Annotated in this window: 19 protein-coding genes; 11 read left to right on the top strand and 8 right to left on the bottom strand. The window is 49.3% G+C overall.

The features are described from left to right. Positions 1-129: 129 nt before the first annotated feature. Complete coding sequence (locus JFY74_12160) at positions 130-1458, bottom strand: PTS sugar transporter subunit IIC (protein QQG26891.1); 1329 nt, start codon at positions 1456-1458, stop codon at positions 130-132. A 459-nt stretch (positions 1459-1917) separates the two neighbouring features. Between JFY74_12160 and JFY74_12155 the strand changes: the two genes are divergently transcribed. Next, positions 1918-2877, top strand: a complete 960-nt coding sequence (locus tag JFY74_12155; protein ID QQG26890.1) for a LacI family DNA-binding transcriptional regulator — start codon at positions 1918-1920, stop codon at positions 2875-2877. A gap of 100 nt (positions 2878-2977) precedes the next feature. On the opposite strand, the gene znuB is transcribed toward JFY74_12155, so the two are convergent. Together znuB and znuC are read right to left on the bottom strand one after the other, a co-directional pair. Continuing rightward, positions 2978-3763 carry a zinc ABC transporter permease subunit ZnuB gene (znuB, locus tag JFY74_12150; protein QQG26889.1) on the bottom strand — a complete coding sequence of 262 codons (786 nt, stop codon included), beginning with the start codon at positions 3761-3763 and terminating at the stop codon, positions 2978-2980. Beyond that, positions 3760-4518, bottom strand: coding sequence for a zinc ABC transporter ATP-binding protein ZnuC (gene znuC, locus JFY74_12145; GenBank protein QQG26888.1), 759 nt, complete (start codon positions 4516-4518; stop codon positions 3760-3762). Before znuC ends, znuB begins: the two co-directional genes overlap by 4 nt. A gap of 77 nt (positions 4519-4595) precedes the next feature. Between znuC and znuA the strand changes: the two genes are divergently transcribed. The 3 genes from znuA (at position 4596) to lpxM (ending at position 8224) form a co-directional block, all read left to right on the top strand. After that, positions 4596-5615: a zinc ABC transporter substrate-binding protein ZnuA gene (gene znuA / locus JFY74_12140; protein ID QQG26887.1), complete on the top strand. Its 1020-nt coding sequence runs from the start codon at positions 4596-4598 to the stop codon at positions 5613-5615. 12 nt (positions 5616-5627) lie between these two features. Further along, positions 5628-6950, top strand: a complete 1323-nt coding sequence (mepM, locus tag JFY74_12135; protein ID QQG26886.1) for a murein DD-endopeptidase MepM — start codon at positions 5628-5630, stop codon at positions 6948-6950. A gap of 302 nt (positions 6951-7252) precedes the next feature. Continuing rightward, positions 7253-8224 (top strand): lauroyl-Kdo(2)-lipid IV(A) myristoyltransferase, encoded by a 972-nt coding sequence (lpxM, locus tag JFY74_12130; protein QQG26885.1) that lies wholly within the window; start codon positions 7253-7255, stop codon positions 8222-8224. 124 nt (positions 8225-8348) lie between these two features. Here the strand turns inward: lpxM and pyk are convergent, their stop codons facing one another. Together pyk and JFY74_12120 are read right to left on the bottom strand one after the other, a co-directional pair. Further along, positions 8349-9791, bottom strand: coding sequence for a pyruvate kinase (gene pyk / locus JFY74_12125; protein QQG26884.1), 1443 nt, complete (start codon positions 9789-9791; stop codon positions 8349-8351). A gap of 384 nt (positions 9792-10175) precedes the next feature. Continuing rightward, positions 10176-11045: a MurR/RpiR family transcriptional regulator gene (locus JFY74_12120; protein ID QQG26883.1), complete on the bottom strand. Its 870-nt coding sequence runs from the start codon at positions 11043-11045 to the stop codon at positions 10176-10178. 384 nt (positions 11046-11429) lie between these two features. Between JFY74_12120 and zwf the strand changes: the two genes are divergently transcribed. Both zwf and JFY74_12110 read left to right on the top strand, forming a co-directional pair. Continuing rightward, complete coding sequence (gene zwf, locus JFY74_12115) at positions 11430-12905, top strand: glucose-6-phosphate dehydrogenase (protein QQG26882.1); 1476 nt, start codon at positions 11430-11432, stop codon at positions 12903-12905. A gap of 172 nt (positions 12906-13077) precedes the next feature. Continuing rightward, positions 13078-13719: a bifunctional 4-hydroxy-2-oxoglutarate aldolase/2-dehydro-3-deoxy-phosphogluconate aldolase gene (locus JFY74_12110; protein QQG26881.1), complete on the top strand. Its 642-nt coding sequence runs from the start codon at positions 13078-13080 to the stop codon at positions 13717-13719. 114 nt (positions 13720-13833) lie between these two features. Here JFY74_12110 and purT read toward each other — a convergent pair whose 3' ends face one another. The 3 genes from purT to JFY74_12095 all read right to left on the bottom strand — a co-directional run bounded on the left by purT (position 13834) and on the right by JFY74_12095 (position 17395). Beyond that, positions 13834-15012 (bottom strand): formate-dependent phosphoribosylglycinamide formyltransferase, encoded by a 1179-nt coding sequence (gene purT, locus JFY74_12105; GenBank protein ID QQG26880.1) that lies wholly within the window; start codon positions 15010-15012, stop codon positions 13834-13836. An 809-nt stretch (positions 15013-15821) separates the two neighbouring features. Continuing rightward, complete coding sequence (locus JFY74_12100; protein ID QQG26879.1) at positions 15822-16175, bottom strand: DNA-binding protein; 354 nt, start codon at positions 16173-16175, stop codon at positions 15822-15824. A 485-nt stretch (positions 16176-16660) separates the two neighbouring features. Further along, positions 16661-17395 carry a helix-turn-helix transcriptional regulator gene (locus JFY74_12095; GenBank protein QQG26878.1) on the bottom strand — a complete coding sequence of 245 codons (735 nt, stop codon included), beginning with the start codon at positions 17393-17395 and terminating at the stop codon, positions 16661-16663. Positions 17396-17789: 394 nt separating this feature from the next. Here JFY74_12095 and JFY74_12090 point away from each other — a divergent pair, with 394 nt between their 5' ends. The 5 genes from JFY74_12090 (at position 17790) to JFY74_12070 (ending at position 24687) form a co-directional block, all read left to right on the top strand. Continuing rightward, complete coding sequence (locus JFY74_12090; GenBank protein ID QQG26877.1) at positions 17790-18047, top strand: hypothetical protein; 258 nt, start codon at positions 17790-17792, stop codon at positions 18045-18047. 392 nt (positions 18048-18439) lie between these two features. Further along, positions 18440-20608 carry an EAL domain-containing protein gene (locus tag JFY74_12085; GenBank protein ID QQG26876.1) on the top strand — a complete coding sequence of 723 codons (2169 nt, stop codon included), beginning with the start codon at positions 18440-18442 and terminating at the stop codon, positions 20606-20608. A gap of 179 nt (positions 20609-20787) precedes the next feature. After that, on the top strand, positions 20788-22533 hold the full coding sequence (locus JFY74_12080) for a sensor histidine kinase (protein QQG26875.1): 1746 nt from the start codon (positions 20788-20790) through the stop codon (positions 22531-22533). After that, complete coding sequence (locus JFY74_12075) at positions 22530-23279, top strand: response regulator transcription factor (protein QQG26874.1); 750 nt, start codon at positions 22530-22532, stop codon at positions 23277-23279. Before JFY74_12080 ends, JFY74_12075 begins: the two co-directional genes overlap by 4 nt. A gap of 184 nt (positions 23280-23463) precedes the next feature. Then, positions 23464-24687, top strand: coding sequence for an OFA family MFS transporter (locus JFY74_12070; GenBank protein ID QQG26873.1), 1224 nt, complete (start codon positions 23464-23466; stop codon positions 24685-24687). The last annotated feature ends 32 nt before the right edge of the window (positions 24688-24719 follow it).

Raw genomic sequence — 24719 nt, 5'->3', positions numbered from 1 at the left:
ACGTATTTTCTATGCCGCGTTCTTGAATGTCGTCCGAATCGATGAAAGCGAATAATAAAAATATCTCGACCCTAAACGCTTTATTTTCTTTCTTCTATTTAATATCTATCGTTGTTTTTATTAATCCCATTAATTACTGCTCACTGTTTTCGTCAGCGAAATATCGTCCTGTATTTTTTGCTCCTCGGTTTTCATTAATGTGCGTTCATAAGCTCGCAGGAACGGCAAATACATTAGCGCGGAAAACACCATGCACAGCAGGCACATGATTAGCGGACTGAAGCTCCAGTTTGCGGCCCACGATGCACCAATGGGGGCCGGTGTGGTCCACGGCGTCAACGACACCACCTGCGCCAGCCATCCCATCTTGGTTGCGGTGTAAGCCAGCACGGCGTTAACCATCGGCACGAAGACAAAAGGGAGAAATAGCATCGGGTTCATAATAATGGGGGCACCGAACATGATCGGCTCGTTGATGTTAAAGAAGCTGGGTACGACGCCCATTCTGCCGATGGTCCGCAAGTGCGTGACCTTGCTGCGTAACAGCAGAAATGCCAGCGGTAGCGTCGAGCCGACGCCGCCAATCAACAGATAGTGATCCCAAAAGCCCTGTAAATAGATATGTGGCAAGACTTCACCGGCTGCCAGCGCGGCCTGATTCACGGCCAGATTGGTCATCCAGAATGGATTCATGATGCCCGTGACAATCAGCGAACCGTGGATCCCCGAGAACCAGAAAAGTTGGCACAGCAGCACAGACAGAAGAATGGCAGGCAGCGAGTCTGAGGCGGACACCAGCGGTGCCAGCAGGTGCATAATCGCTTCGGGAATGATCATGCCTGTTTGCGCTTCAATGAAGAGATTGAGCGGATGCAGCGTTGCGACAATCACCAACACGGGAATGAGGATTTCAAACGAGCGAGCGACCCCCGTCGGGACTTCTTTCGGTAAGCGAATAGTAATGTTGTGCTGTTTCAGCGCCGCATAAACTTGGGTGGCGTAGATGGAGGTCAGTAAAGCGGTGAAGATCCCTTGTCCTGACAGATATTCGGTGGAAATTTTATCATCGGCGTAAGGCGCGGCGACAAGCAGGAAAGCCATAAACGCCAGCAGGCCGGACATCACGGAATCGAGATTAAGCTGTCTTCCCAAGCTGGCACCCACGCCTACGGAGATGAAAAAGGTCATTAGCCCCATGCTGAGCTCGAAAGGCAGCATCAACTGTTCGCGATAGGTAATAGAAAAATCCAGCCAGATACGGGCAAATCCGACGGTCGTATCGGCGGAAAACGGAGGGAAAATAAACACCAGCATAAACGAGCCGATAATCATAAAAGGTAGCGCGGCGGTAAAACCATCGCGGATAGCGATCACATATTTTTGCTGCCCCAAACGCCCAGCCAGCGGGGTAATCGATTGTTCGATAGCGGCAATCATTGATTGATATAAGGAACTCATGTGAACACCTTTTCATGTGTCGCCGTAACAGCGACAGCTCGTCACCCAGTATGTTATCGCCACGTTGTACGCCGTAACTCATTGTATCTAAAACCCTTACGGGAATGTCGCGTGTGGCAGCCTTTTATAAATGTGAGCCTATACCTGTTATCTTTCTTCCGCTGCGGACCGCATTTTCCGCCAAGCACAATGTAAAAAGTTATTGCTAGGATGATTGGATATCATATGGAAACCGTTTTCCATGCAAAGAAAAGAGAAGTGTGATGACCGTCAAGATGTGATGATTTCTGGCGGTATTAATTAGATTTACATCACATCTTATTGGCAGAAATACGCATTGGATGTTAAACGGATAATCGGTTTCCATGCTGGATGGAAACGGTTATACTGCGAAGCAACGCAATGCGCGGTTGGTGTTTAGGGTTTTGAGTCGGATTTAGCGTTTTCCAGGGGCAAATGATGTCTACAATCAACGATGTATCGCGTTTAGCTGGGGTGTCCAAAGCCACAGTCTCCCGGGTGTTGAGTGGTTCACGCGGCGTAAAGGAAGCTAGCCGTCTTGCGGTGTTAAAAGCAGTTGATGAGCTTAAATACCGACCGAACGTCATCGCCCAGTCTCTGCTGAGTCAGTCAACCGGATGTATTGGCGTCATTTGCGCTCAGGACAACATCAACCAGACGACCGGCTATCTTTATGCGCTGGAAAAACACTTTAGCCGACATCAAAAGCACCTCTTGTTGCGGTTCGCCAGCAGCAGGGCTGAAGTGATGAATGTGCTTGATGAGCTGACCAGCGGCCTGTGTGATGACATTTTAATCATCGGCGCGCGCTTTGCGCTGAATCTGGCCGATAAGAACATCATTCTGATCGATTGTATGGAAACGGATACCACGAACAGCCTGCAATTCGATCACGCTTTCGCTACGGAAACCGCGTGTAATTACTTGATTCGGCAAGGAAGACGGCAAATTGCGCTGATCAATCCCGCTGCGAGCAGTTCAGCGGAGCAGGTGCTGTTAGGGTATAAGCGGGCGCTGGAAAATAACTTCTTACCGTTTAACCGCAACCTGATTTTTATGGATGCGTCTTCATCGTCGTCGGTGGCGCTGCAAGTGCTGCTCAATAACAGCACGACGCTGAATTTCAATGCGCTTCTGGTGGCGGATGAGCTGGAAGCCAAACGTGTGATTACGCAGCTTCAGGCGTTTAATAAATCCGTCCCCAAAGACATCATGGTATTCAGTCTGGCAGGGTCTCTCGATATTCCTGGCATTCCAGCGATACCCGCAATCGAATATTCGATGGATGCGGTGGCGGCCAGAATCGTGTCGTGGCTCAATGAGAAAACACAGGACGTGCTGGGTTCGTATGTCTTGCGGGGTGATTTAATCATTCCAGATATGGCTAACCGGCAATAAACGCGGCTCGTGCAATCTCCAAAATATAAAGCCCTTCTGAATCACGTATTCGGAAGGGCTTTTTGCTATTGAGTTTCTGTACTATTGAGTGATTGATAGGCTATGCAGGTTGTCGCTTAATCAGGCTGACAATAAACAGCAGCGATGCGCACAGCACCACCGATGGCCCAGCGGGCGTATTGTAGCCAGCCGAGAATGCTAAACCGCCTGTTACGGCAATCATTCCAACAATAATCGCGATGCTTGCCATTTGTTCCGGCGTCCGTGCGAAGCGTCTGGCGCTTGCCGCAGGAATAATCAACAGTGACGTAATGATCAGCGCACCCACAAATTTCATGGCGATACCAATCGTTAACGCGGTGGTCAGCATCAGGAGCAGCTTGGTGCGCTGTAGCTTCACGCCATCAACGTGCGCCAGCTCTGGGCTGATCGTCATAGAAAGTAGTGCGCGCCATTGCCAGCACATAATGGCAACAACAACGATGACACCAGCGGCGATAACCCACAGATCCTCTGTTGTGACAGAGAGCAAATCGCCAAACAAATAAGCCATCAAGTCCACGCGCACGTTATTCATCAGGCTGACGACCACCAATCCAAGCGACAGAGCGCTGTGTGCCATGATGCCGAGTAACGTATCGATAGCCAGATAGGGGCGTCGCTCCAGCCAGACAAGCCCCAACGCCAGAATGAGCGTCACGGCAATAACGGCAGCAAACAGGTTGATATTCAGCAGCAGGCCGAAGGCGACACCGAGTAAAGACGCGTGCGCCAGCGTGTCACCGAAGTAAGACATCCGTCGCCAGACGACGAATGAGCCGAGCGGACCGGCTGCAATCGCCAGCAAAATCCCCGCCAACCAGCCGGGAAACAGCAGTTCTATCATGCGTCGTTTCCACCTTGTCTTTTCAGAATGATACGTCCCTGTAGATCGTGACGATGATTATGATGGTGGCGGTAAACCGCCAATTGCTCCGCGCCGCGGTGGCCGAACATCGCTAAAAACTCGGGATGAAGCGAAACCACTTCAGGCGTGCCGGAGCAGCAAACATGTTGATTAAGGCAGAGAACTTCATCGGTTTTCGCCATCACCAAATGCAGATCGTGCGACACCATCAGTACACCGCAGTGGAATTCTTGCCGCAATTGGTTAATGAGGTCGTACAGCGCGAGTTGCCCATTGACGTCGACACCCTGCGTCGGTTCATCCAGTACCAGCAGTTGGGGCTGGTTGAGCAGCGCGCGTGCCAGCAGGACGCGCTGGGTTTCGCCACCGGAGAGCTTCTGCATCGGCTGTTCCAGCAGATGTGCAGCCTGAACTCGCTTAAGCGCCGGTAAAATATCCTGCTTTTTCACGCCGGGGCGCAGTTGCATAAAGCGGCTGACGGTCAAGGGCAGGGTGGTATCCAAATGCAGCTTCTGCGGAACGTAGCCGATACGCAGCGCGGGATCCCGTACCAGTGAACCGGAGGTGGGGGCAAGTAGCCCTAATACCACGCGCACCAGCGTCGATTTTCCTGCGCCATTCGGCCCGAGCAGCGTCAGAATTCGACCTGCCTGCAAGGTAAGAGAGATATCTGACAGAACCTTTCGGCTGCCAAATGTAACTGAAATATTATTAAGTGATACCAATGTGGACATAGAATTCGGTTTGCATAACCCATGTAACGTTATAATATAACAAACAACACGATAAAAATCGATGGGAGCGACTTTTCATGCAGCAGTCTATTCAACAAAAAAAATCTATTCAGCAAAAAAAATGGTTAAAAAGTGTGTTTGTTGCCAGCGTGCTGCTCGCAAGCGGGATGTCAATCAGCGCGGCATCCGCTGCGGTCATTACGTCAATTCGTCCTTTAGGATTCATTGCGTCAGCTATTGCCGATGGTGTGACGCCCACTGAGGTTTTGTTACCTGATGGTGCGTCGCCCCACGATTATGCCCTGCGCCCGTCTGATGTCCAGCGTTTACAGTCTGCTGAACTGGTGATTTGGGTCGGGCCGGAAATGGAAGCCTTTCTCGGAAAGCCGTTAGAGAAAGTTTCACCTGAAAAGCAGATTACGCTTTCCGCGCTCCCCGCGATTAAATCTGAGCTGGAAAAAGAGGCCGGACACGATCATGAGGATGGTCATGAACAGGCGCACGATGACCATGAAAAAGGCCACGATCATAGCCATGCCGCCCATGATGACGGCGACGATGGCCACCATCATGGTGAGTACAATATGCACATTTGGCTGTCGCCGGAGATGACAAAACAGACGGCAATTGCCATTCATGCAAAATTATTGGAACTTATGCCTCAGAATAAGGACAAACTAGACGCGAATCTGCTTTATTTCACGGATAAAATCGGGCAAGCAGATGAAAAAATTGTTAAGATGCTAGCGCCTGTGCAGGGTAAAGGCTATTTCGTGTTCCATGATGCCTATGGCTATTTTGAGAAACACTATGGGTTAAGCCCCTTGGGTTACTTCACGGTTAACCCCGAAATCCAACCTGGTGCACAGCGTTTACATCAAATACGAACACAGTTGGTTGAGCACAAAGCCGTATGCGTTTTTGCTGAACCACAATTCAGGCCAGCCGTTATTAATGCTGTTGCCAAGGGAACCGACGTGCGCTCGGGTGTGCTCGATCCATTGGGAAGCAATATTGCACTGGGTAGAGATAGCTACGCCGATTTCTTGTTGCAGCTATCGAACCAGTATGTGAGCTGTCTGGAGGAAAAATCATGAGGATACGAATAAGTGCAGCAGATAGTCCGAACTATCGCTCTGGCGTATAACAGCTTACCTCGGCCCCATCGCGTCATGCTGGGGTCGCTTACCGTTGTAACATTGGCCGTTGCTGTTTGGCGGCCTTTTGTTTATCCCCACGTCGATGATGCCCCCGTCATCGTGAAAGATATCGACCTGGAAACCAGCCAACTGCGTACGTTGACGCCTGAAGCCAGTGAACCGATAGACCAACCTTCGCCAGATGACGAGATTCCACAAGATGAGCTGGATGATAAGGTGGCCGATGAAGGCGGCGTACATGAGTACGTGGTCTCTACGGGCGATACCTTAAGCAGCATTTTGACGCAGTACGGCATTGATATTGCGGATGTCACCCAGCTTGCGGAGCAGAATAAAGATTTGCGGAACCTGAAAATTGGTCAGCAAATCTCATGGGCTCTGGCAGAAAACGGCGACCTGCAAAGTTTGACCTGGCAGATGTCCCGCCGTGAAACACGCATTTATGAGCGTGTTGGTGCCGATTTCAAAGAGCGCATTGAAACGTTGAAAGGCGAGTGGCGCAACAGCGTCCTGAATGGCCGAGTCAGTGGCAGCTTTGTCAGCAGCGCAAAAAACGCCGGTTTGACCAGCACAGAAGTGCGTGAAGTCATTAAAGCGCTGCAATGGCAGTTGGATTTCCGTAAATTACGCAAAGACGATACCTTCTCTGTCCTGATGTCCCGCGAAATGCTCGATGGTAAAAGTGAGCAGAGTGAGCTGGTCGGTGTTCGTCTGAATACGGGTGGCAAAGACTATTACGCTATTCGTGCAGAAGACGGTAAATTCTACGATCGTGAAGGTTCTGGGTTGACGCGCGGCTTTATGCGTTTCCCAACCATGAAACAATTCCGTATTTCCTCCAACTTCAATCCACGCCGTCTGAATCCTGTGACAGGGCGCGTCGCACCACATAAAGGTGTCGATTTTGCCATGCCAGTCGGTTCACCGGTTCTGGCCGTCGGTGATGGCGAAGTGGTGATCGCGAAACGCAGCGGTGCAGCGGGGAACTATGTTGCGATCCGCCATGGTCGCCAGTACACCACGCGCTATATGCATATGCATCGCATCTTGGTTAAACCAGGACAGAAAGTGAAACGTGGCGATCGTATCGGGTTGTCTGGTAACACAGGCCGTTCCACTGGCCCACATCTGCACTACGAATTCTGGATCAACCAGCAAGCGGTAAACCCGTTAACGGCTAAGCTGCCGCGTTCTGAAGGGCTGGCGGGTAAAGAGCGTCGTGATTATCTGGCGCAGGTTAAGGAAGTGGTACCGCAGCTTAAGTTTGATTAATGATATCCGTCATACTTCAAGCTGCTTGTGCGTTGGCCGCCCTTACTCACCCCAGTCACTTACTTGTGTAAGCTCCTGGGGATTCATGCGGTTGCCGCCTTCATGCAACTTGAATTATTTAGGATAGATATTGATTGCATGTTATGCCGGTGGGGCTTGCTGCCGGCATTTTCATTTATAGAACACAGGTTCCTGATTTTTTATTATCGAGCAGACGTGTTTTTGCGTAATTGCTGTCGGTGTTGCTAAACGCCGAGCGGCAATTATGATTATGTTTATTGATTGATCTGAAGAGTTTAGGCATGGAAAAAGAAAAAAAATCGAACGCTGAATTTGTTCCCCAGTTTCAACGCGCCTTTTTTCATCCGCGCTATTGGGGCGTTTGGTTAGGCGTTGGTGTGATGGCGCTCGCTGCCTATGTTCCCGCGCGATTAAGAAATCCAGTGCTGGGTGGGCTAGGGCGTTTTGTTGGGAGAATATCAAAAGGCGCCCGCCGCCGTGCCCGTATTAATCTGCTGTATTGCATGCCGGAATTAACGGAAGCACAGCGCGAAGCTATCATTGATGACATGTTTGCGACGGCTCCTCAGTCGATGATCATGATGGTGGAAGTGGGAATTCGTAACCCGAAGAAAATCGAGAAATACGTTCGCTGGCATGGCGAAGACATTCTGGAGCGTATTAAAGAACAAGAGAAGAACGTGATTTTTCTGGTTCCACATGGTTGGGGGGTTGATATCCCCGCGATGCTGCTGACCTCGCGTGGCCAGCGTATGGCGGCCATGTTCCACAACCAGAAGAATGCGTTGGTGGACTACTGGTGGAATCGGTTACGCCGTCGTTTTGGTGGCCGCATCCATGCTCGTAACGACGGTATTAAACCGTTTATCAGCTCCGTGCGCTCCGGGTGCTGGGGTTATTACCTGCCCGATCAGGATCACGGCGCTGAGCACAGCGAATTCGTCGACTTCTTTGCGACCTATAAAGCAACGCTGCCTGCCGTCGGACGGCTGATGAAAGTGTGTCGTGCTGATATCGTGCCGCTGTTCCCGGTGTATAACGCCAAAGACGGCTGCCTGGATGTGTTTATCCGTCCGCCGATGGACGATCTAGCGGATGCGGATGACGTATATATTGCGCGGCGTATGAATGAAGAAGTGGAAATTCTGGTCAAACCGAACCCTGAGCAGTACACCTGGATTCTGAAGCTGTTGAAAACCCGCAAACCGGGTGAGATTGAACCGTACTGTCGGGATGATTTATACCGCGACTAACTTATACGGTAGATAACAGCGGGCTGATAGGCCGCATAGATAAAAAAGCCGGACGAGAAATCGTCCGGCTTTTTGCTTGTATGAACCGTCCACCACCTCAGCAGCGGAGCGGCTATGGTACTGATTATTCCACGCGCAGGATGCGGATCGTGTTGGTGGTGCCAACGGTACCCATGATGTCACCTTGTGTGACGATGACCAGATCCCCAGACATCAGGAACCCTTTGTCACGCAGCAGGATCACTGCATCATTGGCGGCAGCAACGCCGTCCGTGTAGCTGTCGAAATGCACGGGAGTAACGCCACGATACAGCGCGGTCAGGTTCAGCGTGTGCTCATGACGAGACATCGCGAAAATCGGCAGACCAGAACTGATACGAGACATCATCAGGGCGGTACGACCAGATTCCGTCATGGCGATCAGCGCGGTAACCCCTTTCAGGTGGTTGGCGGCGTACATGGAAGACATCGCGATGGATTCTTCGGTGTTATCAAACTGCACGTCAAGACGGTGCTTGGAGACGTTGATGCTTGGGATTTTTTCCGCGCCTAAACACACTTTCGCCATGGCTGCGACGGTTTCAGCCGGATACTGGCCCGCAGCGGTTTCTGCTGACAGCATCACGGCATCGGTACCATCCAGCACGGCGTTGGCGACGTCCATCACCTCGGCGCGCGTTGGCATCGGGTTGGTGATCATCGATTCCATCATCTGCGTAGCGGTGATGACCGCACGGTTCAACTGACGGGCGCGACGAATCAATTTCTTCTGAATACCCACCAGCTCTGGGTCGCCGATTTCAACGCCCAGATCGCCCCTCGCCACCATCACCACGTCGGAAGCCAGAATAATGTCATCCATTGCGGCATCTGAGCAGACGGCTTCAGCACGTTCAACTTTTGATACGATCTTGGCGTGACAGCCCGCGTCACGTGCGAGGCGGCGTGCGTAGTTGAGGTCTTCACCGGTACGAGGGAAGGAGACGGCCAGATAGTCGACGCCAATTTTTGCGGCGGTAATAATGTCGGCTTTATCTTTTTCCGTCAGCGCTTCGGCAGACAGACCGCCACCGAGTTTGTTGATGCCTTTGTTGTTAGACAGCGGACCGCCAACGGTGACTTCGGTATACACTTTCAGGCCTTCAACCTGCAGGACTTTCAACTGCACTCGGCCGTCATCCAGTAACAGGATATCGCCAGGTACCACGTCGCTCGGTAAGCCCTTGTAATCGATCCCGACTTTTTCTTTATCGCCTTCGCCTTTCGCTAAGTTGGCATCCAGCAAGAATTTGTCGCCGATATTCAGGAAAATTTTACCCTCTTTGAAGGTAGAAACACGAATTTTTGGACCCTGTAGATCGCCAAGAATGGCAACGTGGCGGCCTAATTTAGCCGCAATTTCACGAACTTTGTTGGCACGTAATAGATGATCTTCTGCTGTGCCGTGAGAGAAATTCATTCGTACTACGTTCGCGCCCGCACTGATAATCTTTTCGAGATTATTATCACGGTCGGTAGCGGGCCCCAGGGTGGTGACAATCTTGGTTCTTCTGAGCCGTCTGGACATGTATAACTCCGTTCACTTGTGAAGCTGTAGTGTTGCGATTAAGCGTCGAATAACGGTGCAAAATGTCACTTTACAACAAAACTATTTCACCTGCGTTATCCGAACATCGTGTTGAGTCTGATTATCATACTGTACAGGTAATCCCCGCCATCTTTCTATGCCTGTCGTCTGTGGCCATATCAAGATGAAACAGGTTGATGATACCGCTCATTTTCCATTACCCGTCATACTTCAAGTTTCATGTGCGTTGACTGCGCTTACTCACCCGAATCACTTACTTGAGTAAGCTCATCGGGACTCCCTCGCTTGCCGCCTGCCTGAAACTCGAATTATTTAGGGTACAAAATATAGCTAAAAAACAAAGCATAACGTAAAACTTATCTATCACCTGAAGGGGTTAATCAATCGCTCGTCTTTATCAAAGCGTGACTCACGCAGGGCCTCTTTGACCCGTTTCAGGTTATCACGAAATTTTTCCCCGCGGCGTAGCGTGAAGCCCGTCGCCAGAACGTCGATCAACGTCAACTGAGCGATGCGGGACACCATCGGCATATAAACGTCGGTATCTTCAGGCACATCAAGCCGCAAGGCCAGCGACGCCTCACGCGCTAGCGGCGTGCCGTCCGAGGTAATGGCGATAACGGTCGCGTCGTTCTCGCGTGCCAACTGCGCCATTTCGACCAGACTTTTGGTTCTGCCTGTGTGGGATATCAATACCACGACGTCGCCGTCGCTGGAATTCATACAGCTCATGCGCTGCATAACGATGTCATCGAAATAGACAACGGGGATATTGAAGCGGAAAAATTTGTTCATCGCATCGTGTGCGACCGCAGCGGAAGCGCCCAGACCAAAGAAAGAGATTTTCTTCGCCTGCGTCAGCAAATCCACTGCGCGGTTGACGGCGATAATATCCAGACTGGATTTCACCTGCTCCAGGCCAGCCATCGCGGATTCAAAAATTTTACTGGTATAGGCGTCAACGCTGTCATCTTCTTCAACGTTACGGTTCACATACGGTGTACCGTTTGCCAGACTTTGCGCCAGATGTAGTTTAAAATCGGGAAAACCTTTAGTTTCAAGGCGGCGACAGAAACGATTAACCGTTGGTTCGCTGACATCGGCCATTTTGGCTAAGGTTGCGATGCTGGAGTGAATGGCCGTCTGCGGAGTGCTCAGGATCACTTCAGCAACTTTTCTTTCTGATTTGCTCAAGAGTTCTAAGTGACTCTGGATTTTTTCCAGCATATTCATACGACAAGGGCCATGTAAGTTTTTTCCAATTTCAACTAAAGGTACAACTGGCATGTATTACGTGAAAAAATGCACGTCGTGAAAATATACTACGACCCTGTAGTGGTTGGCAGAGGGCAACAGGCCAAGTTAGGTCCTTTTTTTGCCAGAACATGACATGTGTCTAACTTTCAGAAAAGTAATCGACTGTCAGAAACGACGAAAAATTTCGTTTTAGGGCGAATGCATAAGTGACTTCAGCCACTGCACAGACCGATTTATGCATGGTTTTCAGTCAATCCCGACCATTATTTAGCATTTTTATGATGGGTTTACTGGCTGTAGTCAAAAAGAGTACATTATCGCTGTAATAAAATTACAGCATCCTGCAACGAGGAGATGAACATGGCGGTAACTTCAACAGCCCAAGCGTGCGATCTGGTTATTTTCGGTGCTAAGGGCGATCTGGCACGCCGTAAATTGCTGCCTTCCCTTTACCAGTTGGAAAAAGCAGGGCACATCCATGCGGACACCAGAATTATCGGGGTGGGCCGTGCGGATTGGGATAAAGCGGAGTATACCCGCGTCGTGCGCGAAGCGCTTGACACCTTTATGAAAGAAGCCATCGACGATAAGTTGTGGGAAACGCTAAGCAGTCGGCTGGATTTCTGCAATCTTGATGTGGAAGACACCAAAGCATTCAACAAACTGGGCAAGATGCTTGACCAGAAAAACCGTACCACTATCAACTATTTTGCGATGCCGCCGAGTACATTCGGTGCGATCTGCAAAGGATTGGGAACCGCAGGGCTGAATAAAGAGCCCGCGCGCGTGGTAATGGAAAAACCGCTCGGTACCGATCTGGCGTCTTCTCGCGTCATTAACGATCAGGTCGCGGAATTCTTTAACGAGTGTCAGGTTTACCGCATCGACCACTATCTGGGTAAAGAAACCGTTCTGAACCTGCTGGCGCTGCGTTTTGCCAACTCGCTGTTCTCCTCAAACTGGGACAACCGGACGATCGACCATGTGCAGATCACGGTAGCCGAGGAAGTTGGGATTGAAGGGCGCTGGGGCTATTTTGATAAAGCCGGCCAGATGCGCGATATGATCCAGAACCACCTGTTACAAATTTTGACGATGATTGCGATGTCGCCGCCGTCTGATTTGACGACCGACCGCATCCGTGATGAAAAAGTGAAAGTGCTGCGTTCACTGCGTCGTATCGATCGCTCCAACGTGCACGAAACGACCGTACGCGGCCAATACACGGCGGGTTTTGTTCAGGGACATAAAGTGCCGGGCTATCTGGAAGAAGAGGGTGCGAACAAAAGCAGTAGCACGGAAACCTTCGTCTCGATTCGCGTTGATATTGACGACTGGCGCTGGTCTGGCGTGCCGTTTTACCTGCGTACTGGTAAACGTCTGCCGACCAAATGTTCAGAAGTCGTCGTGTATTTTAAAAACCCGGCGCTGAACCTGTTCCGTGATTCTTACCAGCAACTGCCGCAGAACAAGCTGATTATTCGCTTGCAGCCGGATGAGGGTGTGGAAATCCAGATTCTGAATAAAGTGCCAGGGTTAGAGCACAAACACCGTCTGCAAACGGTGAAGCTGGATCTGAGCTTCTCGGAAACCTTTAATCAGCAGCATTTAGCCGATGCTTATGAGCGTCTGCTGTTGGAAACCATGCGTGGGATTCAGGCGCTGTTCGTCCGTCGTGATGAAGTTGAAGAAGCCTGGAAGTGGGTGGATTCCATCATGGATGCGTGGGCGATGGACAACGATGCACCGAAGCCGTATCAGGCAGGAAGCTGGGGGCCGGTGGCATCCGTGGCGATGATTACCCGCGATGGCCGTTCCTGGAATGAGTTTGAGTAATTTTTTGATAATACGTCAGTAATGGGGAGGCTGATCGAGGACGGTCGGCATCCCACAGTTTTTAATGTATGGCTCACGGTGCGGTCGGACATCTGCGGCGACGCAGATCCCTGTGGCAGGGGCGCGCTATATAATTAATGGTGCCTTCGGGCATGACTGGAGATAACTTTTGATGAAAAACTGGAAAACGAGCGCGGAACAGATTTTGACAACGGGTCCCGTTGTTCCTGTGATTGTGGTCAACAAACTGGAACACGCGGTGCCGATGGCAAAAGCGTTAGTCGCGGGCGGCGTTCGCGTTCTGGAACTGACATTGCGTACCGACTGCGCCATCGAAGCGATTCGCGCGATTGCGAAAGAAGTACCGGAAGCCATCGTGGGCGCGGGTACGGTAACAAACCCTGAGCAACTGGCTGCGGTCGTTGAGGCCGGTGCGCAGTTTGCCATCAGCCCAGGTCTGACTGAGCCGCTGCTGAAAGCCGCAACGGAAGGCAATATCCCGTTGATCCCAGGTATCAGCACTGTATCTGAACTGATGCTGGGTATGGATTACGGCCTGCGTGAGTTCAAATTCTTCCCAGCGGAAGCTAACGGCGGTGTGAAAGCGCTCCAGGCGATCGCTGGTCCGTTTGCTCAGATCCGTTTCTGCCCAACCGGTGGCATTACGCCGAATAACTACCGCGACTATCTGGCGCTGAAAAGCGTGCTGTGCGTAGGTGGTTCATGGCTGGTGCCGAACGACGCGCTGGAAAGCGGTGATTACGCGCGTATTACTGAACTGGCGCGTGAAGCCGTTGCAGGTGCAAAAGCGTAAGTTTGTTCGTTACTGAATGATGAAGGCCACTCACTGCGAGTGGCCTTTTTTATGGTGGGCGTTTTATCTGTCGTCAGTGACGTCTGATTTCACCCCATCAGCAATAGAAAGGTATCAGCCGCTGACTTTTACGCCCGCTGCGACGCGCTTGGCGATTTCAACGGCATCGTCCGTGGTTTCCGCGCTGGCTAACGCGACGCCCATGCGACGTTTACCGCCGATATCCGGCTTACCAAACAGGCGAATTTGCGTATGAGGGAGCAGTGAGCTTTCCAGTCCCTGATAATGCACGTTGTTGCTATCCAGTTCCGGTAAAATCACGGCGGAAGCCGATGCGCCATACTGACGAACCGCACCAATGGGCAGCCCCAGGAAAGCACGAACGTGCAGAGCAAACTCGGACAGATCCTGAGAGATCATTGTCACCATGCCGGTATCGTGCGGGCGAGGGGAGACTTCACTGAAAATAACCTCATCGCCGCAGACGAACAGCTCAACGCCGAACAGGCCATAGCCACCGAGCGCTTTCACAACATCGCTGGCCATCTTCTGTGCGCGATCCTGTGCCAGTGTACTCATCTGCTGCGGCTGCCAGGATTCACGATAGTCGCCATCTTCCTGTCGATGGCCGATGGGGGCACAGAAATGAATACCGTCAACCGCATGGATGGTGAGCAGAGTGATTTCGAAATCAAAATTAACCAGCCCTTCCACGATGACGCGCCCGCCGCCTGCACGTCCACCTTGCTGGGCATAGTGCCACGCCTGATCTAACTGCTCAGCAGAGCGAATCAGGCTTTGCCCTTTGCCAGAAGAGCTCATGACCGGTTTAACAATACAAGGATAGCCAATCGCATCTACCGCCTGACGGAAGTTTTCTTCGCTGTCGGCAAAACGGTAGGTGGAAGTGGGAACGCCGAGTGTTTCGGCAGCCAGACGACGGATACCTTCACGGTTCATCGTCAGGCGTGTGGCTTCGGCACAAGGAACAACATGGTGACCCTGTTTTTCCAGCGTCACCAGCATGTCGGTTGCGATGGCTTCAATTTCCGGCACGATGTAATCAGGGCGTTCGGCTTCAACCAACGCTTTTAGTGCGTCGCCATCCAACATATTGATGACATGGCTGCGATGCGCAACCTGCATCGCGGGGGCATCAGCATAGCGATCGACCGCAATCACTTCGATTCCCAGGCGCTGACACTCAATCGCCACTTCTTTGCCTAATTCACCGGAGCCAAGCAGCATCACTCGTGTGGCATCCGCACGCAGGGCGGTTCCAATCGTTAACATAACCTTATACCTGATCGGGTTGTGAAAAATGGTCGCAGTATAAACGAAAACGTTTGCGTGCGCATTAAAGAGGGCATGCAGTGGAATATGCTGCGTAAACGGCCGTTGTATGGCGAAATGATTAAGTGCATCCTGTCGACAAATATGTCTGTGCCGTATATTAGAAAAGGCTATCATTACCAAAGTTGCTATGAGCAGAGTAAAGAGTTCGCTACCTATCTGAGTCAGCCTAAGTAGGCAACAGATGTGTAGGAAGGGAATTAACGTGTGGAGGTATATAGCCTAGGTGCGCTTGATGTTAGCCCAAATAGTAGGCTGCTGGCATTCTCGGAGGATTTCTATCCAATTGGCAGCATACACTTCGTGTTCGCTCTATGAACAGCGACGAGTGGCTACCGGACGTGATCGGAAATGTTAAGACGGGAGCGGAATGATCGGCGGATTTGACGATGCTCTATTACGCACGCTGTGGAACGATGGATGCTGAATACAGCGGAAAATCTGATCGCTTCAACCTCTATGAGGTAAAGACCCTGTAAATAATTTAGTATAATAGCCCACCATTAAAGGTGGTCGTTCATGTGGACATTGAGCACCATAATAAAACCGCTTATCAGCGGCAGCTAGTACTGGAATGTATATACTTTGCCTGTCTCCGCTGTTGGAGCGAAAATATCAAAGACAGGCAATGACATAATTTAAATTTCAATCTCTATATGTCATGAAATCAAGAGGTTGTCGCTGTTAGTAAACTACCTATTTTTATTAGGTTCCTTTAATTACTATCTACGCTGTTACTTTATAATTTTTCACCGTTTTTGTGAGTGTTGTTTTATTTGTAAATCTTCTTTTCTCATCGTTCTGACAATTTTATAAATCCATTGCAGTGATACATTATATTTCTTGGCCAAAGCGCTGTGGTTACGCCCGTCAAATTCGTCATAGATTTGAAGATCGCGTTGAGACGCGCGCCAGGAAATTCCCATCGGGAAATAAACATTTTGCCCGCCCCATACGGTCATCATATGTTTAGCAACGGCATTGCCGACCAGCTCGGCGGTTTGTGGATCTAACTCCGTAACGTTTTTGACCGTATCGGCAACGTGTTGAGAAAGTTCGACCAGAAGCTCAGGACCTTTACTGCGAAATTGTGGTTCAGTCATAAATCACCCTATTGTTATGTGTGTTGTTACTGACGTGAAAACTGGGTTGTTACCTTTGCAGGGATACCCTGCTGTTATGTGTTTATTTAAAACTATAGTTGTTTTCATGTCAACATCTTTAGTTTTAATTTGAGTTGTTTTTGGTTGTAAAAAAAATGACAACCTGCGAGGCTACACGCAAAAGAGGCCAGATGAGGGGCAAAAAAATCCCGCCACAGGGCGGGAAAGGGACAACATAGACAGGATGAATAACACAACATCAACAAGGGTTGATGAAACAATAGCACGGGGATTGTATAAAACTGTTGCACGTGAGTAAGGTTGTCTGGGGTAGGGTAAACATTTTTTAGCGACGTAGTTTTTAATGAAATGGCTTTTATCAGTAAAAATTTTATCGTTGAAACAAAGCCGGTGTCCGTATTCAGTTCACCAGCTCTGGTAAGAAGAAAGGGAAGAGCTATGATGCAGGATGCTGGCAGTGCCAGCTATAACAGTACCGAGTACCAGAACACACGGCCGATGATCTCGACGTCTGATTCGCAGGCTTCTTCATCTGCATCTCGGTTAAAGCTATGGATGACGAGAAGGCCACCAGGTTTACGGTAAAGTTGTTTGATTCTCTTTAACTTATCGTTTCCGCTGCCTTCCTGGGCAATGGCGTAGAGTTTTCCATCAATGATGCGTTTGTTGTGCGTATCAACCGCGACGGTGGTGCCATCTGGGATGATAGGTTCCATACTGTCACCCGCTGCCGGGAAACAAAGCACGCCCGAACCGTCCGTATTTGCACCAACCTTACGCAGCGTCGCTTTAGAAAAACGGAGCTTAAAGCCGTTGTAATCCTCGCTTTGAACGCGTCCATCGCCGCAGGCAAACTCAATATCCTTTAAAAAGGGCACTTCCACCTCGTCCTCTGATAGTTCTGTTGTGCTGTCCCAAGCTGATACGGTACCCCATTCTGATTTCGGCGGAATGTTCGATTCCTGAACTGCTCGAGTCCCCCCGTCGCTATGCATCGGGCCTTCGCCGTTTGCCAGCCACTCAGGGCGAACACGTAGTGCATTGGAAAGCTCAACAATCTTGGTTGTCTGCGACGCTTTCCCCACCTCGATCTTCTGTATGGCGGCCTGAGATACGCCAATCATGTCGCCAAGTGCTTTTTGGCTAAGCCCTTGTGCAGTTCTGGCGGTCTTTAATCGTTCTGCAAGTGTCGTTTTCATTCGCTCAATGTACAACCTAGGTTGTCATTTATCAAGCCGATATTAATCTTGTTTAAAAAAATCGACGTTATTTGTCATTAGAATGGGTGTGGTTTACTTATAAATACAACCTCGATAACGATTTTAGTTGTTATCTCGGGGTTAATTCTGCATGGATGTACGGGATAACGCTCACATTAGCGCTAGCACCTGACTATCAAAATCTCTAATACGTTTCAAGTTGTCATAGTATCGTCTTATTCCCCCCCTGATTTGCTTTAAACGTATCAGTCACTTGATCTAAATCACAATCCGATGGTATGCATTTTGCTTTTATGGAAATTCCGTTGTGGGAAATATAACCAATAAATTCGTTTCATTGAGCATGCGCATGACTGCGTGTCGCGGAGGATGTATGTCTGTAATTCGCACGTGTTTAAGTCTGTTTGGTGGTGATACGGTAATTGTTCGGTGTGCAAATACATTTGAAGTACAAATGAGCAATGGTGAACAGGAATCTATGGCTGGAAAGAATGGTGCTACGCAGGATTCTATTTGCCGTCATGCTGAGGGCGAAGTATATTTAACGGTGCCTTATACAGGGGTTTGGGATGTCGTAATTCGAGCGAAAAATGACACGCCTGAGCATTCAATAACCTATTTCCCCGCTTAGTTATTTCTTGGTTGGTATATTCTGTTAATGACTTGATAATATATTGTCGTCATCCGGAAATGAATATTTGAATATACCAACCTTTTCCTTTCTTTGTTCTTCATCGCTCAACGTTGTGAGTGCATCGATATCTTTCTATTTCGCTTTTCACTTATCATTTTAATTGATTCTTCCATTTGTTATTATTAGTGACGCTGAAGGGATGATAGAGTTGAGATTTTTTGCCATACTCAACATTCAACCACTAGTCTTCGTGACTCCTGACAAGAAAAGGGGCTTTGATTTGCTAACGTTGACCTGCTGTTCTTATCGTGCTCATTGCTGCAACATTTTGGATTTATAACTAAATTTTTGTCTAATCTGAACACTAATACGACGGGAGGGGGGAACCAATGAGCCGTGCCCCGATAAACAAAGATGAAGACAAACGTCTTGCAGCGCTTCGTGAGTATGGAGTTAAGAACGCATTATTTGATCCGAGTCTGAGTAACCTGGTTAGCCTGGCTGCTAACATTTTTAGTGTGCCTATCGTTTTGGTGTCGTTGGTGGAGTCTGAACGCCAGCTGTTTGCCGCCAGTGTGGGGGTTCCTTTTTGTGAAACGCCTCGCGATATCTCTTTTTGTGCGCATACGATCCTGAAGAAAAAGGTAATGGTGGTGCCTGATGCCCTCAAGGAGGCGCGTTTTAAAAATAACCCACTGGTTGTGGGAATCCCTTACATTCGATTTTATGCAGGCATTCCATTAATTACGCCGTCCGGGCATGCCATCGGCACGTTGTGCATTATCGATTTGAAGCCCAGAGCGGTATTCACCAAACGTGATGAGCATAATTTGCAGGATTTGGCTTCATTGGTTATGGATAAGCTGGAAATGCGACGTCTGGAACTGGCACGTAAAGCCAGTCAGGTGCGTTTTGAGAATATTGCCAATACTTCGCCTGATACAATCCTGTGCGTTAATGAAAAGGGGATGATTACCTTCTGGAATACCGCAGCGGAAAATATGCTGGAATACACGGACGAGGAAATCATTGGCCGCAGTATTAATACCATCGTGCCTGATGCTTTTATCGTGCAACTTAACCACCTAGTCACTGACCGTGATTCGCTGATGAAAGGTGTGACGCTGGAACTGAACGTACAAGCTAAAAGCGGTAGTCTGGTTCCGGTTGAATTATCGGTTTCGATGTGGGAAGACAACGATAATATTAGTTATGGCGCGATATTGCGTGATATTACAGAACGGCGACGTAATGAAGAGCGGCTCTTTTTGCTGGCGCATATGGATCCATTAACTGGGTTGGCAAACCGAACATTATTGACGTCCAATCTGGAAACTGCGCTAAAGAATGAACCTGCCGTCTGCATCATGATGGTTGATCTTGATGGATTCAAAGATGTTAATGATAGCCTTGGGCATTCCAGTGGCGATGATATTTTGGTACACGTAGCTAAAAAAATAAAAGCGACGGTTCGTTCCGGTGATGTTGTGGCTCGAATGGGCGGGGATGAATTTGCGCTGCTGTTTCCCGGCCTGAATGATAAAAGAGTCGCGGGAAAAATCGCTGAGCAAATTATTCATGAAATTTCGCAGGCGATGATTATTGACGATCATCAAATCAATATTAGCGCCAGTATTGGAGCTGTTCTGTATCCAGAATATGGACTGACCGTGCAGGATCTTTTGACCAGCGCCGATTTGGCTCTGTATCAGGCGAAATCCGAAGGTCGAAACTGTTACCGCTTTTTTACGCGTGAACTGCTTGAAGTCTTTCAAGCCAAGCATGCCTTCCAGTTAGAATTTGTGAGAGCCTACGAACATAATGAATTTGAGATGTTCTATCAACCACAGGTAAAACTGGCAACAAATGAGATTGTTGGCGCAGAAGCGCTGCTACGCTGGCGTCACCCGGAAAGAGGATTACTCAGTCCTACCGCATTTCTTACCGCGTTGGAAAATGGCCCTTGGGCAGAGCGAGTCGGCGATTGGATCGTCGAAACGGCATGCCGGCAAGCGGCAGAATGGTGCCGGTCTAGCGACAGCTACTTCCGTATCAGTATTAATCTTTTCAGCGCACAGTTTCGTACCGGTATGTTGGCGCAAAAGATTATGGATACTCTTAAGCGTACAGGGCTGGAGCCAAGCTCGCTGGAGCTGGAAATTACGGAAAACATCATTCTGCGTTACGATGAAAATATGCTACAGCCGTTAAAGGCGTTGCGTGACGCGGGAATTGGTATTGCTTTTGACGACTACGGTACGGGTTATGCCTCACTCAGTATGCTTAAAAACTACCCGGTTACACGGTTGAAGATCGATCAGACTTTTGTCAGAACCATGTGTGAGTCCCCTCCGGATGCGGCGATTGTCCGGGCGATCCTGTATCTCGGGAAAAGTTTCGGTCTGGGCGTGATTGCAGAGGGAGTGGAAACATTAGAGCAGAGTGAAAGGCTGCGGGGAAAAGGATGTGAGGAAGCGCAGGGATATCTATTTGGGCATCCGATGCCTGCGGAAGAATTTACCCAGCTACTGAAATTGAATAAACCAATCGATGTATAAAACAACGTTGCTATTCTAACCTTTTCAGAGGGCCAGCATCCGTTGGCTTTTATGTGTTCAGGCTTCCGCTTTTCTGATTTTTATTCTTTGCCTTCCCCACGCGGTTAACCGACTAAAAAGTGGAATCTGGATCACATTTTTTCTATAGTGCAGGCTCGTAACTTTGTAGTGGATGTCTCGTGCACGAAATATTTGAAATGCTCCTTGCTGTTTTTGACCGCGCGGCTCTGATGCTGATTTGCTTGTTTTTCCTGACAAGAACGCGCCAGTTCCGGCAACTACTGCAAAAAGAGCAACACTCGCCGAGAGAGCGCGTGACAGTGACGGCCATCTTTTCACTGTTTGCACTGTTCGGTACGTATTCCGGCATTAATGTTGAAGGGTCGCTCGTCAACGTGCGCGTGATTGCCGTGATGTCCGGCGGCATCCTCTTTGGCCCTTGGGTAGGGATTGCGACTGGCATCATTGCGGGTGCGCACCGTTATTTAATTGATATTGATGGCATCACTTCCGTACCTTGTCTGATAACCAGCATCATCGCGGGTATCACTTCCGGTTACATTAATAAGAAAGTCAAAAAAGAGCAGCAATGGAGCATCGGCATTTTGGGCGGAATGCTGTGTGAATCGTTAACCATGTTGCTGGTGGTTGCATGGGCGACGCCTATCGAGTTAGGGCTGGATATCGTTTCAAAAATTGCTGTGCCGATGATTCTTGGCTCCGTGTGTATTGGCCTGATTGTGTTGCTGGTGCAGAGCGTGGCGAATGAAAAAGAGGTGATAGCTGCCAGACAAGCCAAACTCGCGCTCGATATTGCACATAAAACACTGCCATACTTCCGTAATATCAACAGTGATTCACTGACGGCCATTTGTAGAATCATTCGTACCGAAATTAATGCGGACGCGGTGGCGATAACGAACACGCAGCACATTCAAGCTTATGTGGGTATTGGGGAAGAAAAATATAATATTGGTCACGACATCATCAGCCCGATGACGCAGCAGGCGATTCATGATGGGAAAATCATCATTAAAAATAATGATGAACAGCACCTGACGCCGGAAATCCATTCGATGATCGTCATCCCGCTGTGGGAACACGGGCAGGTGACCGGTACGCTGAAAATTTATTATCGCCATGCGCACAAAATTACCTATTCACTCCGCGTGATGGCCGTCGGCCTATCGCAAATCATGTCAACGCAAATTGAAGTTTCTCGTACAGAGCAACTGCGTGATATGGCAAATAAAGCGGAATTGAGAGCGTTGCAAAGTAAAATCAATCCGCACTTTCTTTTTAATGCGCTGAATGCGATTTCCTCGTCTATTCGTATTAATCCCGATACCGCGCGCCAACTGGTGATCAATCTGTCTCGTTATTTACGCTATAACCTCGAACTCAACGACGATGCGCTGATCGATATAAAAAAAGAGTTGTACCAGATTCAGGATTATATCGCGATTGAGCAGGCGCGGTTCGGTGCCAAGCTAACGGTGATTTACGATATCGACGACGATTTAGCGTACAAAATCCCCAGTTTGTTAATTCAGCCGCTGGTGGAAAACGCGATTGTGCATGGTATTCAACCTTGCAGAGGTAAAGGAACTGTGGTGCTGTCCGTGAAGGAACGGGGCGATAAACTGCTGGTGACGGTAAAAGACACGGGTAATGGCATTAGTCAGGAAACGATGGATCGCGTCGCGCGTAACGAATTGCCAGGGAATAGAATTGGTCTGCTGAATGTCCATCATCGGGTCCGCTTGCTCTATGGCGATGGTTTGCATATTCGCCGACTGGAACCTGGGACTGAGATTTATTTCTACATTCCACGAGAAGATAAAACCCCGTCGGCGTTGCCGGATACCATTCAGGTGCCGCAGTCGGGAGATTCTGCTGCTGAACAAACAGGAGGCAACCCATGAAAGCCATTATTGTTGAAGATGAGTTCCTCGCGCAGCAAGAGCTGAGTTATCTCATCAAACAACACAGTGATATTACGATTGAGGCGACATTCGATGACGGGCTGGATGTACTGAAATATCTGCAACATAACGACGTCGATGCAATCTTTTTGGATATCAATATTCCTTCGTTAGATGGCGTCTGGCTAGCGCAAAATATCAGCAAGTTCGCGCATAAGCCTTACATCATTTTTATTACGGCGTACAAAGAACATGCGGTTGAGGCGTTTGAAGTCGAAGCCTTCGATTACATTCTCAAGCCGTATCATGAATCACGCATCATCACGATGCTGCGTAAACTGGAAACAACCTGGCAGCAGCGGCAAATAGCACCTGCTGTTGAAACTGGCGCGCAGGCGAGTGCCCCGAGAAGTGCGCAGCACACTATTAACCTGATGAAAGACGAACGGATTATCGTCACGGATATTAACAATATCTACTATGCTGCCGCGCAGGAAAAGGTCACGCTGGTTTATACTCGACGTGAAGAATTCATCATGCCGATGAATATTACGGAGTTTTGTAGTCGCTTGCCGGAAGAATATTTCTTCCGTTGCCATCGCTCTTACTGTGTCAACCTGACGAAAATCCGCGAAATTGTGCCGTGGTTTAACAACACGTATATCCTGCGATTGAACGATTTGGATTTCGAAGTTCCAGTAAGCCGAAGCAAGATAAAGGCGTTCAGGTCATTGATGCGTCTTTAAAGGCATTTCATTCCGCGTTTTATGCATCTCATTCCCCATTCGATCAACCACTGTCAGCCCGCTTGTATACTGGCCTCAGCCCATAAGCTGACAGTGTTTTGATGGCGCTTCTCGTCTCCACATCAGCTTATATTTTTTAGCGTGCCGAGTGAATCGGACCAATTTTTGATGTAGGGGAAAACCCATGAATACTAAACCTGTTAATCGGGGATTGATTGTCCTCGGAACTATTATCACCCAAATGGGACTTGGTACGATTTACACCTGGAGTTTATTCAACCAGCCGCTGGTGGACAAATTTGGCTGGACGCTCAGTTCCGTCGCAACGACGTTTTCAATTACCAGTTTCTGTCTGGCATTTGCAACGCTGTTTGCGGGTAAATTTCAGGAACGTATTGGTTTGCGCCGCTTAACGATGATTGCAGGCATTGCGCTGGGTGCGGGTCTGATGGCGAGTGCAGTGAGCCCGTCGCTGACGCTGATTTATCTGCTGATGGGAGTTGTTGTCGGTTTTGCAGACGGCACGGCTTACATCACGACCCTGTCCAATTTAATCAAATGGTTCCCTAACCGCAAAGGGCTGATTGCGGGCATTTCTGTTGGCGCATTCGGTACCGGAAGCCTGCTGTTCAAATACGTAAACAGTTTTTTGATTGCGGAAGTCGGTGTGTCAGAAGCCTTTTTCTACTGGGGCATTATCGTTATGGCGATGATTCTGGTCGGTAGTTCACTGCTGAAAGAACCTGCTGCGGTGCCGGTACAGCAGGCTGCGGCTCAGGGGCAGACGCGTGATTTCTCGCTGGCCGAGATGCTAGCAACCAAAGAGTCGTATTTGCTGTTTATTATCTTCTTCACTGCGTGCATGAGTGGCCTGTATTTGATCGGTATTGTGAAAGATATTGGCGTGCAAATGGCCGGAATGGATATGGCGACGGCGGCAAATGCGGTGTCTGCGATTGCGATTTTTAATACCGTTGGACGTATTGTGCTTGGTGCGCTTTCCGATAATGTCGGTCGTATGCGGGTGATCACCTTTACGCTGTTCGTGACGATTCTGGCAGTGTCCGTGATGACGTTCCTGCCGCTTAATCCTATTCTGTTTTTTACCTGTGTCAGCGCCATTGCTTTCTGTTTTGGTGGCAATATCACGGTGTTTCCGGCGATTGTCGGCGACTTCTTCGGCCTGAAAAATCATAGCAAAAACTATGGCGTGATTTATCAGGGGTTCGGTATCGGTGCATTGTCTGGCTCGTTTATTGCCGCACAGTTAGGGGGCTTCCAGGCCACCTTCATGGCAATCATCATTATGTCTGTTGTCTCGCTGTTGATTACTCTGTGGATCAAACCGCCTAAGTATCAACCTGCTGCTGCTTCAATGCGTGCGGATATGGCACATGCACAGAGCTAGTCGAATATTGAACTGAGTAAGCAAGCTCATGC

Source organism: Pectobacterium carotovorum, assembly GCA_016415585.1.
Classification (GTDB): Bacteria; Pseudomonadota; Gammaproteobacteria; order Enterobacterales; family Enterobacteriaceae; genus Pectobacterium; species Pectobacterium carotovorum_K.
Note: the sequence above shows the minus strand (reverse complement) of the source record. Positions and strands in the feature narration are given on the sequence as shown.